Annotated in this window: 18 protein-coding genes; all 18 read left to right on the forward strand. The window is 48.5% G+C overall.

From position 1 onward, the window contains the following. Positions 1-177: 177 nt before the first annotated feature. The 18 genes from LAJLEIBI_RS05455 (at position 178) to LAJLEIBI_RS05540 (ending at position 18461) form a co-directional block, all read left to right on the forward strand. Positions 178-1380, forward strand: coding sequence for an MFS transporter (locus LAJLEIBI_RS05455; RefSeq protein WP_006441924.1), 1203 nt, complete (start codon positions 178-180; stop codon positions 1378-1380). 161 nt (positions 1381-1541) lie between these two features. Further along, complete coding sequence (locus LAJLEIBI_RS05460) at positions 1542-2375, forward strand: SDR family NAD(P)-dependent oxidoreductase (RefSeq protein WP_006441925.1); 834 nt, start codon at positions 1542-1544, stop codon at positions 2373-2375. A 20-nt stretch (positions 2376-2395) separates the two neighbouring features. Beyond that, a complete protein-coding gene (locus LAJLEIBI_RS05465) occupies positions 2396-2848 on the forward strand; it encodes a VOC family protein (protein ID WP_040434684.1) in 453 nt (150 codons plus the stop codon). An 18-nt stretch (positions 2849-2866) separates the two neighbouring features. After that, a complete protein-coding gene (locus tag LAJLEIBI_RS05470; protein ID WP_006441927.1) occupies positions 2867-3829 on the forward strand; it encodes a sugar ABC transporter substrate-binding protein in 963 nt (320 codons plus the stop codon). A 111-nt stretch (positions 3830-3940) separates the two neighbouring features. Then, positions 3941-5464, forward strand: a complete 1524-nt coding sequence (locus LAJLEIBI_RS05475) for a sugar ABC transporter ATP-binding protein (RefSeq protein WP_006441928.1) — start codon at positions 3941-3943, stop codon at positions 5462-5464. Then, positions 5439-6416, forward strand: coding sequence for an ABC transporter permease (locus tag LAJLEIBI_RS05480; RefSeq protein ID WP_006441929.1), 978 nt, complete (start codon positions 5439-5441; stop codon positions 6414-6416). The genes LAJLEIBI_RS05475 and LAJLEIBI_RS05480 overlap by 26 nt, the downstream gene beginning before the upstream one ends. A gap of 17 nt (positions 6417-6433) precedes the next feature. Beyond that, positions 6434-7267: a phosphoenolpyruvate hydrolase family protein gene (locus tag LAJLEIBI_RS05485; RefSeq protein ID WP_006441930.1), complete on the forward strand. Its 834-nt coding sequence runs from the start codon at positions 6434-6436 to the stop codon at positions 7265-7267. Beyond that, positions 7264-8043 (forward strand): phosphoenolpyruvate hydrolase family protein, encoded by a 780-nt coding sequence (locus tag LAJLEIBI_RS05490; RefSeq protein ID WP_006441931.1) that lies wholly within the window; start codon positions 7264-7266, stop codon positions 8041-8043. The genes LAJLEIBI_RS05485 and LAJLEIBI_RS05490 overlap by 4 nt, the downstream gene beginning before the upstream one ends. 18 nt (positions 8044-8061) lie before the next feature. Further along, complete coding sequence (locus tag LAJLEIBI_RS05495; protein WP_006441932.1) at positions 8062-8895, forward strand: phosphoenolpyruvate hydrolase family protein; 834 nt, start codon at positions 8062-8064, stop codon at positions 8893-8895. Between the two features lie 15 nt (positions 8896-8910). After that, complete coding sequence (locus LAJLEIBI_RS05500) at positions 8911-10125, forward strand: Tm-1-like ATP-binding domain-containing protein (RefSeq protein WP_006441933.1); 1215 nt, start codon at positions 8911-8913, stop codon at positions 10123-10125. After that, a complete protein-coding gene (locus LAJLEIBI_RS05505) occupies positions 10122-10964 on the forward strand; it encodes a phosphoenolpyruvate hydrolase family protein (protein ID WP_006441934.1) in 843 nt (280 codons plus the stop codon). The genes LAJLEIBI_RS05500 and LAJLEIBI_RS05505 overlap by 4 nt, the downstream gene beginning before the upstream one ends. An 11-nt stretch (positions 10965-10975) precedes the next feature. Beyond that, a complete protein-coding gene (locus LAJLEIBI_RS05510) occupies positions 10976-11806 on the forward strand; it encodes a phosphoenolpyruvate hydrolase family protein (protein ID WP_149301899.1) in 831 nt (276 codons plus the stop codon). A gap of 15 nt (positions 11807-11821) precedes the next feature. Continuing rightward, positions 11822-12646, forward strand: a complete 825-nt coding sequence (locus tag LAJLEIBI_RS05515) for a phosphoenolpyruvate hydrolase family protein (RefSeq protein ID WP_040434689.1) — start codon at positions 11822-11824, stop codon at positions 12644-12646. Positions 12647-12674: 28 nt separating this feature from the next. Then, the gene (locus tag LAJLEIBI_RS05520) at positions 12675-13889 is read left to right on the forward strand and encodes a Tm-1-like ATP-binding domain-containing protein (protein ID WP_006441937.1); all 1215 of its coding nucleotides are present in this window, start codon (positions 12675-12677) and stop codon (positions 13887-13889) included. Positions 13890-13956: 67 nt separating this feature from the next. After that, positions 13957-14721, forward strand: coding sequence for a GntR family transcriptional regulator (locus tag LAJLEIBI_RS05525; protein ID WP_006441938.1), 765 nt, complete (start codon positions 13957-13959; stop codon positions 14719-14721). Between the two features lie 102 nt (positions 14722-14823). Further along, positions 14824-15588, forward strand: a complete 765-nt coding sequence (gene tpiA / locus LAJLEIBI_RS05530; protein ID WP_040435339.1) for a triose-phosphate isomerase — start codon at positions 14824-14826, stop codon at positions 15586-15588. A 213-nt stretch (positions 15589-15801) separates the two neighbouring features. Further along, on the forward strand, positions 15802-16887 hold the full coding sequence (locus LAJLEIBI_RS05535; protein ID WP_006441940.1) for a galactose ABC transporter substrate-binding protein: 1086 nt from the start codon (positions 15802-15804) through the stop codon (positions 16885-16887). Between the two features lie 74 nt (positions 16888-16961). After that, positions 16962-18461 (forward strand): sugar ABC transporter ATP-binding protein, encoded by a 1500-nt coding sequence (locus LAJLEIBI_RS05540; RefSeq protein WP_006441941.1) that lies wholly within the window; start codon positions 16962-16964, stop codon positions 18459-18461. Positions 18462-18486: the final 25 nt, after the last annotated feature.

Genomic DNA, 18486 nt, shown 5'->3' on the forward strand with positions numbered 1-18486 from the left:
TTGATGTCTGACCTTATATGAGATGTTTAATTATAACATCTTAAGTAAAATATATACAAGGAATTGTTAAATGTCAATAGTAAAATTAAAAACATATTGACATAAATGGTATATAAACATATAATAGCTTTAAAAGTTATGTATATATATGACAAATAGAAAGAGAGTGAGGAACATATGCAGAGATTAAAAAATGGCAGCAGATATATGGCTCTTGCAGGCGGGATCATTGTACAGATCTTTGTGGGCATCATCTATATATGGAGTATTTTCCAGGAACCGGTGATCGAATATTTCAACTGGACACATTCAGGGGCGGCGCTTACCTTCTCTGTTATGCTCCCGATGAATGTTCTCGGCGTTACAGCAGGAGGAATACTGAACGACAGAAAAGGGGCCCGCTTTGTCCTTCATACAGGAGGTATCCTTATGACGGCCGGGCTTCTGTTGTCATCGCTGATCCCAAAAGGACAGCCGTGGCTTCTGTATATCTTCTATGCGGGGATGGGAGGATTTGGCGGCGGTCTGGCCTACAATGCCACTGTGTCCTGTGCCCAGAAGTGGTGGCTGGATAGGAAGGGACTGGCAGGCGGGATCATTGTCTGCGCCTATGGAATGTCCACGGTCGTGTTTACGCCTGTAGTCAATATGCTGCTTGGGGAGAACGGCGTGGGGGTAAAAAATACGTTCCGTATCCTGGCGGCAGTATTTGCTGTGATCGTTCTCACAGTCGGCTGGTTTGTTGTCAATCCGGACGAAGAATATATGGATAACTGTGTAAAAGACAGTAAAGAATGGATAGGAAAGAAACAGTATAAGCCCGGCGACGTACTGAGGTCAGGGAAGTATTATATGGTCCTTATCTGCCTGTTGTGTCTGACGCCGGCGTATCTGATGCTGAATCCGATGATAAAATCATTGGGAGAATTAAGAGGGCTTTCAGAGGAAATTGCAGTCATAAGCGTTATGATAACCGGTCTGGCGTCTGCGCTCGGAAGGCTGACGGCCGCCTGGCTGTCAGATAAGATAGGGTGTAAAAGAGTGCTCTTAATGCTGTACACAATTACTTTTGTCAGTATTTTACTTCTCTGGAATATACACGGAAATATGTTTATCGTGCTGATAGCTCTCATAACATATGCGTACGGAGGATGCGCGGGAGTGACTCCTGTTCTTGCCACAGATTTTTTCGGCACAAAGTATATGAGTTCTAATTTCGGCCTGGTCATGATCTCGGTCATGATTTCAGGGATTGCATATCCCACTCTGGGCACGGCAGTCAGCCCGGCGGGAATCCCTGCGGCGCAGGTCTTTCTCATACCTGCAGTATTATGCGTGGCCGGCTTCGTCACATTACACTTTTTGTACGGTAAAGACTGACAGAAAATAAAGAGAAATTGAATTTTCTGAAAATATAAGTTGACAAATTAAATGGTATATATTAATATAACGTTATAAAAATATATAACAGATAATCTGTATATATAACTGACGTCAGAAGAAAGTTCCAGTAAACAAATTCAATGTAAGGAGGAAGAATTATGGGAAGGGTTGACGGAAAAACAGCAGTCATAACAGGAGGAGGCTCCGGATTTGGACAGGCATCGGTGCTGACCTTCGCAGGAGAAGGGGCAAACGTAGTCGTAGTTGATATCAGTGAAGCCAATGGCACGCAGGTGACAGAAAAGGTAAAGGCATCCGGCGGCGAGGCAGTCTTCGTAAAGGCAGACGTGACATCAGAGAAAGACTGGGAAAATGTTCGGGACACTGCGCTGAAAACTTACGGGCAGATAGATATACTTTTTAACAACGCGGGTATATGTCTGATGCCGGAAAATGCGGATATCGCACATGTCGACATGAGCATATTTGACAGAACTATGGACATAAATGTCAGAGGCGTCTGGCTTGGTGTAAGAACTATGGCGGAAGAGCTGGTCAAATCAAAAGGGTACATAGTGAATACGGCCTCTGTAGCCGCATTTAAAGGTCCTCTCGGGGCGGCTGCTTATGCCACATCAAAAGGGGCAGTTGTGGCTATGACATACGCGATCGCCAATGAATTAGGACTCTGGGGTGTGCGCTGCAACTGCATCTCACCGTATGCCGCTGACACTCCGATCGGAGCCAATGTACCTGTTGAGATGGTCAGAAAGGCCAGGACCGGTAATCCGCTTTATACAACGATCGACCCGTATGATGTGGCAAAAACGGCATTGTTTTTGACATCAGGGGAATGCAGATGTATCAACGGTTCCAATTATTTTGTTGATGCGGGCGCTGTGACCATGACTCAGCCTTGCAGTATAAAAGATTTTGTCGATGCAAATGCAAAGTATTATGAAGGCGCAGAGTGTACACATACATTTGAATGATGTGCAGAGAGGTGAGACGAATGGGATGTAAATTTGAACATATCGGTATATTAGTTAAAAACAGGGAACTTGCCGTTACATCGCTTCAGCAGATGCCGGGCGCAGATGAAGCGGTGTATGTGGATAAAATGAATTTTGATGAGACATGTGTACAGGTTGGGGCTCCATTTGCAATAAAAGGAGCAAATATAACGGTCGGCGGCGTTGAGTATGAAATCATTGAAGTTGTCCCGGAGGAAAGCAGAGGCTCGTACATGATGAACCGATTGGCAGAATACGGAGAGGGACTGCATCATATTGCATTTGAATATGATGACCTTGAGGAATTCAACGAAGCGGCAGAATCACTGATCCGGCAGGGATATATTGTCGGACATAAAGCGAGCATTCCTTTTATGGGAAAGACGGCTCACGTCTATTATCTCGACTGTCCGTTTGGCGGGCTTACCTATGAGATCAAATGTATGGTTTAGAAAGAGAGGAAAAATTATATGAAAAAGCGGATACTGAGCAGCGTATTGATGATAGCTTTGATGACGACTCTTATACTGGGCGGATGCGGGACAAAGTCCGGGGATAAAAAAGAGGATAATACTAAAGATAAAAAACGGACGATCGCATGTATCGTAGGGAACCAGACGATGGATTTCTTTGTCAACATCTCTAAGGGCGCGCAGGACGCAGCCGGTGAGGGAGACGAAGTGCTGGTCTACTCGTTTGACGATGATGCAAATAAGCAGAGCCAGATCTTTGAAGACTGTATCACAAAAAAGGTGGATGCTATCCTGACGACCATACTGGACAGCGAGGCTATCATAACGTCGCTTCGGAAGGCGGAACAGGCGGGTATTCCGGTGATCACAATGGATGCATACCCGGACGGTAAAGGAGTGGAGGATCTGTATGCCGCCGCTGTACTGGATGATTTATATCAGGCAGGCCACGACCATGGTGTGGCGTTGTGTGAAGCGATCGGAGGAAAAGGCAAAATCGGCTGGGTATGGTACACCGGAGCAAGTGAAGTGGCAAAGCAGAGATGTGAAGGCTTTAAAGACGCGGTGGCCGAATATCCGGATGTAGAGATCGTTGCGTACAGCGAAGGCAGCGTTGATACAGAATCATGCCTGAGTCAGATCAGCGCGCAGCTGCAGAATTACAGTGATCTGGACGCATACTGGGCGCCGTGGGCGAATGCGGGCATGGCAGCGGTCACAGCTCTTGCCTCGGCCGGAATGTCAGACGTCAGGCTGGCTATCAGTGACTGCAACGAAGACCTTGTAAAATATGTTCTTGACGGGAAGGTGATCGCGCTGATGGACCTGAACGCAAGGGGAATCGGCGAGAAGGCAATGGAACTGGCCTGCGAATATCTGGACAAAGGGAAAGTCAGCGAACAGATCAATTACGTAGAAGTGATCAATGTAGATGAATCCAATATTGCAGATTATCAGTAATCCATGTATCAGTCATAGATAAAGAGTGAAAAGAGGCGGCCTGCTTAATTGTCGGATAACGGAGCGATCAAATAGACAATATGCAGGCCGCCGCCAATTGAGGATGAACGTATGAATAATGAAAAAACAGTTTTAAAGATGGAACATATAGTAAAATCCTTTTACGGCGTCAATGTGTTAAAAGATGTGAGTCTGTATTTAAAAGAAGGGGAGATCCAGGCACTTATGGGAGAAAACGGCGCCGGGAAATCTACGCTTATGAAAATATTAGGAGGCATCTATTCAAAGGACAGCGGTAAGATAACAGTGAATGGGAAAGAAGTTGAGATAAAGACTCCGCTCGCTGCCAGAGAACTGCATATATGTCTCGTACATCAGGAGATTTCTCTTGTTCCTCAGCTAAGCATTGCGGATAATATTTTTCTCGGCTCGGAACTGAAGCGGGGACTGCTGGAGGATAAAAAGGCAATGAGGGAAAAGGCCAGGGAGGCGATAGAGACTCTGGAACTGAGGATTCCTGTCACCACAAAAGTGTACAAGCTGAGCGTAGCGCAGCAGCAACTGGTAGAGATCGCCAAAGCGCTCGTATTTGATGCGAAGATCATAGTGCTCGATGAACCTACGGCTGCCATATCCGAAAAAGAGGCGGAAAGCTTATTCGTATATTTGAAGAAATTAAAAGAAAAAGGAATATCGATCATTTACATATCCCACCGCATGGAAGAAATATTTCGGGTATGCGATTCCATAACCATTATGCGGGACGGGCTTGTTGTGTCAAATAAAAGGGCAGAGGAAACAGATAAAAGTGAGGTCATATCGGCGATGGTCGGAAGGAGCATAACAGACTTTTTTGGCGATAACCATCCGCAGGGGACAGAGGATATATTGGAGGTGAAAGGACTAAATAACAGATATTTAAAGAATGTAAGCTTTACCCTGAAAAAAGGCGAGATCCTGGGGTTTGCCGGTCTGGTCGGAGCGGGGCGGACAGAACTTGCGAGGGCAATATTTGGTCTTGATAAGGCAGACAGCGGCGAAATATTTCTGAATGGGAAGAAGATCAATTGCAGTAAACCGTATGAGGCCATGAAATGCGGAATAGGGCTGATACCGGAAGACAGAAAGCAGTCAGGACTTTTTTTAGAGAAGTCGATCTCATATAATCTGACGCTTCTTGTTTTAAGAAAATTCATTAAAGGAATATTTGTGAATGATAAAAAGAGAAATGAGATTATCAGAGAGTATTCAGAAAAGCTGTCCATAAAAATGGCCGGCGTTGAACAGCATTGCGCACAGTTGTCCGGCGGCAATCAACAGAAAGTGGTTATATCAAAGTGGCTTGCATATGGTCCAAAGGTGCTGATCATGGATGAACCGACAAGAGGAGTCGATGTCGGTGCAAAAGCAGAAATATATCATTTAATAAACGATCTGGCCAATGAAGGATATTCCATAATCATGATCTCATCAGAACTTCCGGAAATCATCAATATGAGCAGCCGGATCGTCGTGATGCACGAAGGAAGAATTACAGGTATCCTCGACGGAAAAGAAACAGAGTTTGTGCAGGAAGAGATCATGAATTACGCAATTGGAGGTAAAGTTGATGAAAAGTACGAAAACGAAAAATGAAAACAGACTGACTATAATGCTCAAAGATTTTATAAAAACGAACGGCGGTATCCTTATCGCTCTGGCGGCAATGTTTCTTTTCTTATCTTTTGCAAACCAATACTTTTTCACTTCTAATAATATGGCCAACCTTTTTAATTATTTTACTACGAATTGTGTGCTGGCTATGTGTATGATGTGTGTGCTCATCACAGGGGAGATCGATCTGTCTATCAGTTCTTTCGTAGCTTTGAGCGGTATTGTGCTCTGTGTTTTCCTGAACCGGGGAATGTCTTTTGGCATATCTTTACTGCTGACCATATTGATCGGCGCCCTGGTGGGGATCCTGACAGGCACGGTCATAGCATTTTCAGGAATGCCGTCTTTTATCGTTACATTGGCGATGCAGGGGGTGATCAGAGGCTCTGCATACATAATAAGCGCCGGAGAGAGGATCTCATCGGCGGATGAATGGCTTTTTAATCTGACGAGTAAAAGATATCTTGGTGTTCCCCTCCCGACTATTATCATACTCGTCATTGCGGTTCTGCTTGGACTCCTATTGTACCGGACTTCCTTTGGGAAGCATATGTACGCCGCCGGCGGCAACCGGGAGGCCGCCATCTATTCCGGAATCAATGTAAAGAAGATCGTGATCGTCACGTTTGCCATATCGGGCGCATTGGCCTGTCTCGCAGGCTCCTTTGTTGCTTCCCGGGTGACATCGGGGCAGCCGTCCGCAGGGGCGGGATATGAAGGAGACGCGGTTGCCGCGGCAGTATTGGGCGGCACGGCATTTACCGGGGGGAGAGGGACTGTTTCCGGCGTCATAATCGGAGCGCTGGTGATCGGTACACTGACAAACGGAATGAATCTGCTGGAGATCAACGCTTATTGGCAGCAGATATGCAAAGGGCTGATCATTATGCTGGCAGTTATGATAGACACTGTAAAACAAAGACGCAGTAATTAATTGGAGGAGGAAATGACATGACAGACCATTTAAAAAACAGAGCGGCACAGCACAAATTTATTTTAGGAGTGAGTGCGGGGATACCGCTGACTGCTAAAATAGCGCATGGTGCGGGAGCTGACTTTATCGTTACACATAAAGAGGAGATATTTGGCGCCGACGGCAGAATGCCGGTAATAGCCAGGACAGGTTATGGCGGCAACTGCAATGAGATCATAATGGAGCAGGCTGACAGATATGTGTCAGCTGCGGGGGATACGCCCGTCTTTGCAGGCATAGGTCCGGCAGAACCATATACAAATGTAGATCGTTTTACAGAAAAGCTCCTGGAAAAGGGAGTTACCGGCATTACAAACTATCCTACGGCAGGGGGATGGGTCGGCTCCTATGGAAACGGCATACAGATGGCGGGAGTCGGCTATTCCCTGGAAGTAGATTATCTCAGAAGATGGAGCAGAAAAGGTGTTCCCGCCATCGGATATTGCTTTAATACGGAGCAGATAAAACAGATGACAGATGCAGGTGTAGAAATATTGAGTCTTTATATTCCGAGAACTGAAAAAGAAACGCACGGGTGGGACGATGCCCCTTCGGCGGAAAAAGCGGCGGAGGCGGCGGCAGAATTAGTTGAGACAGCCAGAAGAGAGAATAAAAACAGTGTCATATTGTGCAGCGGAGGTACGATCCGTCGGATCTCAGATATACATAATTACCTTAAGAGCGCCGCGGCTGACGGGTATATCTGTGATGAGTCAGTAGAATGTGCGGCGATAGACAGAGCGGTTTCGGAGACGGTAGGCGGATACAGAAGACTGGAGACCTGCCTGCGGCGTGAAGGAGGACAGAGATGAAAAGATATTCAAGAGAAGAAATCATGGATCATTTACAGCAAAGAATAAAAAACCGGGAGCCGATAATAGCCTGCGGCGCCGGCACAGGACTATACGCCAGGGCGGCAGAACGGGAAAATGCAGACTTCATTCTGGCGGGGGCAAGATCCAAAGCACTCGTAAATGGTCTGGCCGCAGAAGAGTGTGTATTTCCTTTTCACGATGTAAATGAGGTATCCTGTGAACTTGCAAAACATCTGCTTCCTGTGATAAACAGAACTCCTGTGATAGCGGGGATTGGGGCTTACAATCCATATCTGGATGCAGGGCGGCTCATACATAATATAAAAAAACTTGGATACAGCGGTGTGATCAACAGTCCGGGCAGCGGCGCGTACGCAGTCCAGCTTAAGCAGAACTGCTTTCAGAAGGAAATAGAGCTGATCGTTAAGGCAAGGGAAGAAAATGTTTTTTCCATGGCGGTGGTGAGAACGACAAAAGATATTGCATGTATGTGCGAGGCAGGAGCGGATGTGATCGTAATTCAATGTCAGGAAACGGCAGAGGACTGTGAAGAATATATAAGTTACCAGAGCCGGCTTGCCAGAAGCGCATATGAACTCAGTAAAGAACTCATTGTACTTGCGGATATTGGTAATCTGACAAATGAGAAAGAAATACAGAGGCTGTTAACGGAGACGAAGGCGGCAGGAATCGTCAGCGAGGAGGCGGTGGAGAGTCTGGCAGTGCAGAAAGAAATGTCAAAAGTGCTGAGGGAAATCATGAATGTTCAGTAGAAAGTGAGGAAAATGTGTATGGGAAGTAAATTTACCAGACAGGAAGTCTTAGACAGATTAAATAGAAAGAGAGCAGAGAAAAAACCGATAATCATCGGGGCGGGAGGCGTTGGGCTGATTGCCAAAGCCGCGGATAAAGCAGGAATAGACATTATAATGTCATACTGCACAGGACCTGTCAGGATGAACGGCAATGCGGGGCAGCTGGGGTATATGCAGTATGTCGACTGTAACGGGATCTCTCTTGAGATGGGACACAAGATAATCGGCCGTGTAAAAGACACTCCGATGGTGGCAGGGATCGGAGTGGGCGATCCATACAGGGATATAGACGATCTCATCGATGAACTGACCGGCATCGGATATTCCGGGATCACAAACGTTCCGACACTGGGAGGTCATTCCGGCGCGCTGCGCAAGAGCATGGAGAGGGAAGGAATCGGATTTAACGGTGAGGTAAAGCTTATACAGAAATGCCGCGGTAAAAATATATTTACGATCGCTTATGCATTTGACGAAGAGCAGGTAAAAGCTATGGTACAGGCCGGGACGGACATTATATGTCCCCACGTAGGCGTCACACGTGATAAAGCATTTGATTTCAATGTACTTACAGTAGAGCAGGCGGCGGAAAAGATCAATCGTCTCTATGACGTGGCTGTAAAAGAAAACCCTGATGTGATCGTGGCATGCCATGGCGGGCCATTTGCAGATCCGGAGTCGGTGCAGAAAGGCTTCAGACTCACAAAAGCGGATGCCTTCGTAGGGGCGTCCACAGTGGAGCGGATACCGACGGAGGAAGCGATCTATGAGGTTGTAAAAGAATTTAGTTCACTGACGCTTGGGAAATAGCAGAGAGGATTGCGGATGGAGACAATAGCAGTGATCGGAGCTTTTGATACGAAGGGAACGGAATTTGAATATCTGCGGAAAAAAATAGAAGAATATGGCGCCGGCACTCTTATGATAGATGTCGGAGTGCTGGGGGAGCCTGAGTTTTGCCCGGATGTTGCGGCGGCGGAGGTGGCTTATTTATCCGGGGAGAAACTGGAAAGTCTCAGAAGACAGAGGAACCGGAAAAAGGCTAATGATGCTATGATACGCGGTATAAAGGCCCTGGTTAAAAAGCTGTATAAAGAAAATAGGATTCAAGGTGCAGTCTCTATGGGAGGCGGTCAGGGGACACATGTGGCTGCCGCTGCAATGTCTGTTCTGCCGGCCGGGTTTCCGAAAGTGATTCTCTCGACCGTGGCAACCGTGCCGCACGCACAGTCTCACTTTGAAAATATAAACGATACGATGGTAATGAATTCTCTTGTGGATATACAAGGGCTCAATTACCTTTTGCGGACTGTCATCCGGGAAACGGCGGCAGCCATTGCCGGGCTGGCCAGACATGCAGAAGAACCTTGTAAGACAGAAAAAGAAAAACGTATTGCCATGTCCATGTTCGGGATAACGACGCCGTGCGTAAGCCGAATACAAAAAAGGCTGGAAAAGAGCGGCTGCGAAGTCCTTGTATTTCACACGACGGGAATGGGCGGCCGGCTGATGGAAAAGACGATCCAGGAAGGCCATATCGACGGAGTCGTCGACGTGACGCTTGGGGAGATAACATCAGATGTCTTCGGACTCCCGGGCGGAGCGGGCAAAGAACGGCTCTGCGCCGCGGGAAAAAAGGGAATTCCACAAATTGTGATTCCGGGCGCTATGGATGTGCTGAATTTTATGCCCCCCGAATCCATGCCCCAGGCATATAAAGACCGCAAATATCTGATGCATAATGAGGACTTAAAAGTGGTGAGGACGAATGCGGAAGAAAACAAGATCCTGGGGGAAGAGACAGCCAGAAGACTGAACAGTTCATCCGGGAAAACAGCGGTTATTTTTCCGCTCAGAGGGCTGTCTTCCAATGATCAGGAAGGAAAAGAGTTTTATTCACCGGAAGCCGACCGGGAGTTATTTGATGCCATTAGAACAAATCTGAAGCCGGGAATAAGAGTCATAGAGTTGGACTGTCATATAAATGATCCTGAATTTGCCGACTTTATCGCTGATTTTATGGTGGAGGAAATGCTATGAAACAAATGGAAAGGAAAGAGATCCTGAAGCGGCTCACTCTAAAAATAAAGGCCGGGAAACCGGTCATTGCCGGAGGCGCAGGCCTCGGCATCGTCGCCAAAATGCAGGAAACGGCCGGAATAGACATGATCATGGCGTACAATACAGGCCCTTACCGTATGGATGGTGTACCGTCCTTTGTCGGTCATATGCCGTACGGGAACTGCAACCGTGTAACCTTAGAGCTGGTTGATATACTGGCGAACCGTCTGACGGACACTCCTGTCATCGCCGGGGCAGGCGCAGGCGATCCGTTTCTGGATATACCGTATCATATTGAAACGCTGTGCCGCCGCGGAGCGTCCGGAATAACAAACGTGCCCACCGTGGGAGGGAAGAAAGCAGGAGCACTTAAGGGACCTGTGAGGGACGATATGGAATGGAACGGATTCGGATTTAAAAGAGAAGCCGAGATGATCCGGTACTGCAGAAAAAGAGACATTTTCAGTGTTGCTTATGCATTTGACGAAGAGCAGGTGAGAACGCTTGTACAGGCAGGGACAGATATTATAGCGCCCCATGTCGGCGGGACGGCAGGAGGCATGACCGGATTTGAAGCCGTATCCGTCGAGGAGGCGGCAGATAAGATCCAACGCATGTATATGGCGGCGGTGCAGGAGAATCCGGATATTATCGTTTTATGCCATGGGGGTCCGCTCAAAGACGCAAAAACAGTGGAAGAGTGTATGAAACTTACAGACATACACGGATTTATCGGAACGTCGGCGCTGGAAAGAATACCTGTTGAAAATGAACTGACTAAGATCGTCAGCGCATTTAAAGCGACACATCTGCGGTGAGGAGGACATATATGAGACAGTATGCAAGAGAGGAACTTATACAGTCATTACAAAGTAAGATCAGAAAGAAGGAACCGGTCATAGCAAGCGGAGCAGGAGCGGGGATCGTTGCATCGGCCGGTGAAAAGGCCGGCCTGGATCTGCTCATCATATATAGCACAGGACTGTTCCGTCAGGCCGGAGCACCGCTTCTGACTACGATGCTGCCCTACGGCAACTGTAATGATATCGTTTCTGCACTTGGCAAAAAAGTGATTTTCCGGACCGTGGACATACCTGTTATCGGAGCGATCGGGGCGGCGGACCCTTTCAAAAGCTGGGATCTGATCATTGACGGACTGCAGGAGACAGGGTTCTCCGGTATGATCAATTATCCCGTGTTTACAGGAATCGACGGTTTTGCCGATGATTTGGAGGATTCCGGGATCGGATTTTCGAGAAATGTAAACTTGATACGAAAATGCAGAGAGCGGGATTTCTTCAGCGCCTCGTTTGCTTTTGAGGAAGCTCAGGCTGAAATGCTGGCGGCTGCAGGGGCAGACATGATTTGCGCCATGGTTGGAGGGACTGCGGGGGGAACAAATGCGATTAAAGAAAACAAAGTGCGCTCCATGGAGGAAAGCTGCAGGATCATACAGAACATTTATGAGGCTGCCACATCAGTAAATCCGGATATCATCGTCACATGCCGCGGCGGTCCGATCGTAGAGCCGAAGGATCTGCAGTGCTGCTTCGATAATACGGATGTACAGGGGTTTATCGGGGGCTCCAGTATCGAACGGATCCCGGTGGAGCGCGCGGTCTTTCATGCAACAGAAGAATTTCTTGGCATTAACGCATAAGTTGGGAGGACGTGGATGGGAAAGCGAAGAATTGATATAAGAAGGAGGATGTCTGAGAGAATAAAAAGGCATCGTCCTGTACAGGGCGTCTGTGTGAGCTGCGGCCTGACAGCCAGGGCAGCTGAAAAAGCGGGAGCAGACTTTCTCGTTACATATGCCGGGGCGATGTTCCGGCGCGAAGGGGTGCCGGCCAGTCTCTGTGAGCTGTGCTATGACGACTGCAATACAGTGACGGAAGAGCTGGGAAGCCACATACTGCCTCGTTTAAAAGATATTCCGCTTATCGGAGGCATCGGGTGTCTGGATCCTTACAGAGACGTTGGACAGTTTATCGATCATCTTATTGCGAAAGGATTTTCAGGCGTGGCAAATCTTCCGAGTATAGGGGACTGGGAAGGCGATTACCGGACAATGCCCGAACAGCTCCATATGGGATATGAAAAAGAGATCGAGCTGATAAGAACGTGCCGCGGGCGGGATATCTTCACCCTTGCCAACTGCTATACAGAAGAACAGGCAGTAAAAATGACCGAGGCCGGAGCGGATATGATCTGCATAGATATGGGCGCTACACAGGGAGGTCTTTTACAGTCGTCCTGTATTGTGACTTGCACAGAGGCTGCTGAAAAGATCAGTAAAATTGCGGATTGTGTACATGCGTGCGGGGAATCTCCGTTTATCCTATTTCACGGGGGACCCTTTGCAGAACCGGTGGATATGAACGTGTGTCTGCAAGGCGGCGCGGTCCACGGTGTATTAAATGGTTCGGCAGCAGAGCGGATACCAGTTGAAAGAGCAGTGATGGATACAGTTGCGCAGGTCGGCGCGCTGCGTCTTTGAATCTGAAAATGGAAAGGAAGCGTAACACATGAAGACAGTTGCAGTTATCGGTGCGCTCGACACGAAGAGTGATGAATTTCTATACTTAAAGACAAGGATCGAACAGGAAGACGTCCGTACCATCATGGTGGACACCGGCATTCTCGGAAGCCCCAAATTCCGCCCGGACATAAGCGCGGCAATGGTGGCCCGTGAGGCAGGGGAGGACCTGGAGGAGATGCGCCGGGAGCAGTCCCGGCAGAAGTCCAACGACACTATGCTGAAAGGGGCGGGTCTCATCATCCGCCGTCTGTACGGCGAAGGGAAGATAGACGGAGCGGTCACGATGGGCGGAGGCCGGGGAACGATCGTAGGGGGAGAAGTGATGCGGAGCCTCCCTGTGGGGTTCCCGAAAGTCTTGGTTTCCACCCAGGCCACAAACAGCTATGCCCAGCATATGTTCGAAGGGATCAATGACACCTTTGTCATCAATTCTCTTGTGGATATCTCCGGTTTGAATGAGATATTGAAGATGGTCATGGATAAGGCGGCGGTCACGATAGCTGCTATGGTGAAAATGGAGCAGGCCGCGCTTAAAAAGACGAGGCCGAGAATCGCCATGAGCATGCTCGGCATCACGACCCCGTGTGTGTCCGCAGTGCAGCGGAGGCTTGAGCAGGCCGGCTTTGAGACGCTCGTTTTTCACAGCAACGGACTTGGCGGAACCTGCATGGAGAAGATGATACGGCAGGGATGGATCGACGGCGCTGCAGATATTACGACGGCGGAACTGACGCCGGGCGAACTGGGAGGCATAGGTTATGCCGGGCCAGAGCGCCTTACCGGGGCGGCCGATATGGGGATCCCGCAGGTCATAGTGCCGGGGGCGATGGATATCATTGACTTTGCGCCGCCGGAGTCTGTCCCGGAAAAGTATTTGAACCGGAGATACGTCATGCACGTCTCTGCGCTGAAAGTCGTGAGGACGTCGGCAGAAGAAAACAGGCATATGGGAAAGCTTATGGCAGAAAAGCTGAATCAGTCCCGGGGAAAAGTTGTGGTGGCCTTTCCGATGAGAGGGCTGTCCGCCAATGATCATGAGGGAGCCGCGTTCTACGACCGGGAGGCAGATATGGCGCTGCTTGAGACGCTGGAGAGAAACTTAAGAGAGGATATACCGGTCTGTAAATATGACTTCCACATCAACGATGAGGCATTTGCGGAGGAAGTGGCAAAACTTGTCCTAAACGTAATGCGGCGGTAAATATATGGAAATAAATGGAAAATTGTTGTAAGATGAATACAGAAAATGACAAGTCGGGGAGAAAGATATGGCGAACAAAAAAAGGAGTCAGTCTCTGTATTTTAAGATCAAAGACGATTTGAAGGAACAGATCATTTCCAGGCAGCTGAAGGCAGATGACCGCATCATGTCAGAGGCGGAGATATGCGAGCATTATAAGGTGAGCAGGATCACGGCGAAGAGGGCGCTGGACGAACTTATGTGGGAAGGTTATATCACGAGGAAACCGGGGAAGGGCAGTTTTGTCACTTACCATGCGATCGAACATCTGCTGAACGGCTTCTACAGTATCAGTGAGGAGATACGCAGAAACGGTCTGATACCGTCGGTAAAGCTTTTGGAGTTCCTCGTCCTCAAGGTGGAAGATACGGTCGTATCGGAGGAACTAAAAGCAAGACTTGGGCTGTCGGGCAGTGACGGTGTGTATTATATAAGAAGACTCAGGCTCGCCAGTGACGAGATCATAGCACTGGAGACGTCCTACATTCCGGCGCAGGATTTCCCGGGTCTTGTAGAGACAGACCTGCAGAGAGGAGCAGCGCTCTATGCAGTGCTGCAGGCGAGATATGGCTGTGAACCGGACAGAAGCCAGGAGTTGTTTTCCGCCCATATGGTGAGCAAGAAGGAAGCGCAGGCGCTCGGCGTCCGCCCGGAATCTGCGGCGCTGAAGGTCGTGAGGATATCCTACGCGGCCGACAGGCCCGTGGAATATACGGAACGGCTCTTCCGGGGCGACACATATACCTATAAGGTAGAACTTAAAAAACACAAGACGGCCGGTGAAAACGAATAGCCGGCCATGTGAGGCAGAGGAGGGGAGTATATCCCTCCTCTGCTTTCTTTATTGGAACGTATACGGCAGAACATTTAAAGAGAAGGAGCAGTGATGGAATATATGAAAACAAATAAAATCGTTATAGGAAACTGGAAAATGAATAAGAGTATCCGGGAATCAGCCGCTTGCGCAAAGGAACTGCTGGACGCAAGGTATGATCTTACTTCTGTTAAAAGTACGGACATCGTATTGACGCCGTCTTTTCTGGCATTAAATGAAGTAAAGAAGGTATGCGCAGGAAGAAACGGCATCTCGCTCGGAGCGCAGGACGTGTACTGGGGGACGGGAAATTACTGCGGCGCTGTCTCAGCCAAAATGCTGTCGGAGGTGTGCAGTTACGCGTTCGCCGGGCATTCCGAGCGGCGGATGCATTTTAATGACACGGATGAGATCGTAAACCGGAAGGTGAAGGCATGTATCGAAGCAGGCATCACGCCGATCTTCTGCATCGGCGAAGATGAAGAGGCAAACAACGCCGGAAAGACGAAAGAAGTTATCAGGCGTCAGATAGAGTCAGGTCTTGCGGGGGTGAGACCGTGTGAGATGGTCGTACTCTATGAGCCGGTGTGGGCTCTGGGCACGGGAAGGACTCCATGTACAGAGGATACAGAGGAAATCATGCGCTTTGTGAGAGAGATTCTTCATGAGCTGTTCGGCGCCGGGGCAGGCAGGGGGATAAGGGCGGTATATGCAGGGAGCGTCCGCCCGGAAAATGCGGCCGCATATGCGCGCCTGCCGCATGTAGACGGAGTGGCCGTCGGTACGGCGAGCCTCAGCGCAGAGAAGCTGGCTGCTATTATCCATGCCGTTGACAGGGCAGTTTGACCGGAAAAAGATCAAGAAAATATAAGCATGCTGAAACAAAAGTGAAATATGCACAAAAAAAGATGTAAAAATATGTGTATTATGTATAAAGCGCATAAGAAAATCGATACTACACAGAAAAATATTGTATATATTAGTAAATTCCGATCCCGTATACTGTAACCATGTCAGATGTGAGGTCACTCACGAGAAAAATATGGAGGAGGAAATGTAATGAAAAAAGAAAGAGTAACAAGATTGCTGGCGGCAGGGCTGGCAGTGATGATGGTTGCAGGAATGGCAACCGGGTGCAGAAAAAGCGACAGTGGTTCTTCTGACGGAGACAAAGACAAAAAAGAGGCGTCCTCAGACGTGCTGATCGGTTCAGCTATCTACAAATTTGACGACACATTTATGACAGGTGTCCGTACAGCCATGACAGATCAGGCAAAAGAGTCCAAAGTAGAACTGGAGCTGGTGGATTCACAGAACAAGCAGGCGACACAGAATGAGCAGGTGGATACATTTATCACCAAAGGTGTCAATGCTCTGGCGATAAACCCGGTAGACCGTACCGCTGCAGCGCCTATCATTGAGAAGGCCAAGGCAAAAGACCTTCCGATCGTATTCCTCAACCGTGAGCCGGAAGAGGCAGACATGCAGAGCTACGATAAGGTATGGTATGTTGGAGCCAAAGCAGAGCAGTCAGGAACACTTTCAGGAGAGATCATTGCCGATTTCTTCAAAGCACATCCGGAAGCAGACAAGAACGGCGACGGAACGATCCAGTACGTAATGCTTCAGGGCGAGCCGGGACATCAGGATGCAACGCTCCGTACAGAATATTCCGTTAAAGCGATCGAAGAAGCAGGATTCAAGACAGAGAAGCTTGCGGCAGATACAGCGATGTGGGATAAGGCAAAGGCAACAGACCTGATGAAAGCATTTATCACAGGCCAGGGACTTGACAAGATCGAAGCAGTTCTCTGCAACAATGACGATATGGCACTCGGCGCTATCGAGGCGCTGAAGGCTGAAGGATACAACAAAGACAGCAGCGACCTTACAAAATACATCCCTGTTGTCGGCGTAGACGCTACAGCGCCGGCTCTTGAAGCCATGAAGGAAGGCTCTCTTCTCGGAACAGTCCTTAACGATGCAGACAACCAGGGCAAGGCTACAGTTAATGTTGCGGTTGCAGCAGTAAACGGAGATGAGATTAACGAAGAAAACGTCGGCTATCCTATAACAGACGGAAAATATGTATGGATCGACTATGTAAAAGTTACAGAAGATAATTACCAGGATTATATGAAATAGCAGCAGCGCGTTGAGCAAATAACCATAGGGGTGGAGTATTCCGCCCCGATTGGTTGTAAAGGAGGAGTGATGACATGGGAGAATATGTACTGGAAATGAACAATATCACGAAAGTGTTTCCAGGTGTCAAGGCTCTTGATAATGTCAGTCTGAAAGTAAGGCCCGGCAGCGTCCACGCTTTGATGGGGGAAAATGGAGCCGGCAAGTCTACGTTGATGAAATGTTTGTTTGGAATCTACCATGAAGATGGCGGAGAGATTATTCTGGATGGAAGACCTGAAAAGATCATGACATCCAAGCAGGCACTCGACCTGGGCGTGTCTATGATTCATCAGGAACTGCATCCGATCCGGTTCAGGCCGGTCATGGAAAATATATGGCTTGGCAGATTCCCGATGAGAGGAATTGCGGTCGATAAAAAGGCCATGATCGAGAAGACGAAAGAGTTGTTTAAAGAAGTAGATCTGGATATAAACCCGGAAGTATTAGCAGGAACGTTATCTGCCTCTAATCTCCAGCTCGTTGAGATTGCAAAGGCAGTTAGTTATAATTCTAAAATCATTATTATGGATGAGCCGACCTCATCTCTGACGGATAACGAGACGCAGCATCTCTTTAAGATCATCCGCCAGCTTCAGGAGAAGGGGTGTGCGATCATCTATATTTCCCACAAAATGGAAGAAATATTAAAGATCGCCGACGAGGTCACCATCATGAGAGACGGACAGTATGTCGGCACATGGGATGCCGGAGAGCTGACGACAGACCTGATCATAAACCGTATGGTAGGAAGGGATATGACAAACCGTTTCCCGCCGAAAGAATACAGCCCTCTAAAGGAGACGGTACTGAAAGTGGAGAAGCTCTCTTCTCCGCTGCCGAAGTCGTTCCAGGATGTCAGCTTTGAACTGAAAAAAGGTGAGATACTCGGCATCGGAGGACTGGTGGGAGCGCAGAGGACCGAGCTTGTGGAGGCAATATTCGGCCTGAGGGAGATCGTATCCGGCCAAATAGAAAAAGACGGAACACCGCTCAGGATAAAATCGCCGCGGGATGCCATCCGCGAGAATATCGCACTGCTCACAGAAGAGAGAAGAGCGACAGGTATCTTCGGCATCCTGTCGGTGATGGATAATACAGTCATCGTAAACCAGAGAGCGTACGCCCACGGCGGGGTGCTTCGCGACAGGGAGCGGCTGAAGGCAGCGGAAGCGTCCAATGCCGAGCTTCGCACGAAGACGCCAAACATGGATGAACATATGGAGAATCTGTCAGGCGGTAACCAGCAGAAAGTGCTGCTCGCCCGCTGGCTGCTGACAGACCCGGATATACTCATTCTGGATGAGCCTACACGAGGCATCGACGTAGGAGCAAAATATGAGATATATACGATCATGCATAAGCTTGTCAAACAGGGCAAATCCATCATCATGATATCTTCGGAGATGCCCGAACTGCTCGGAATGTCAGACAGGATCATGGTGATGTGCGAGGGACGTGTTACCGGTTTCCTTGATGCCAAGGAGGCAGATTCCGTACAGGTCATGAACTACGCAACCAAGTTTATGAAATAGGATTTATAGGAAAGAGAGGGATTAC

This window comes from [Clostridium] hylemonae DSM 15053, assembly GCF_008281175.1.
In the GTDB taxonomy this organism is placed as follows: Bacteria; Bacillota; Clostridia; order Lachnospirales; family Lachnospiraceae; genus Extibacter; species Extibacter hylemonae.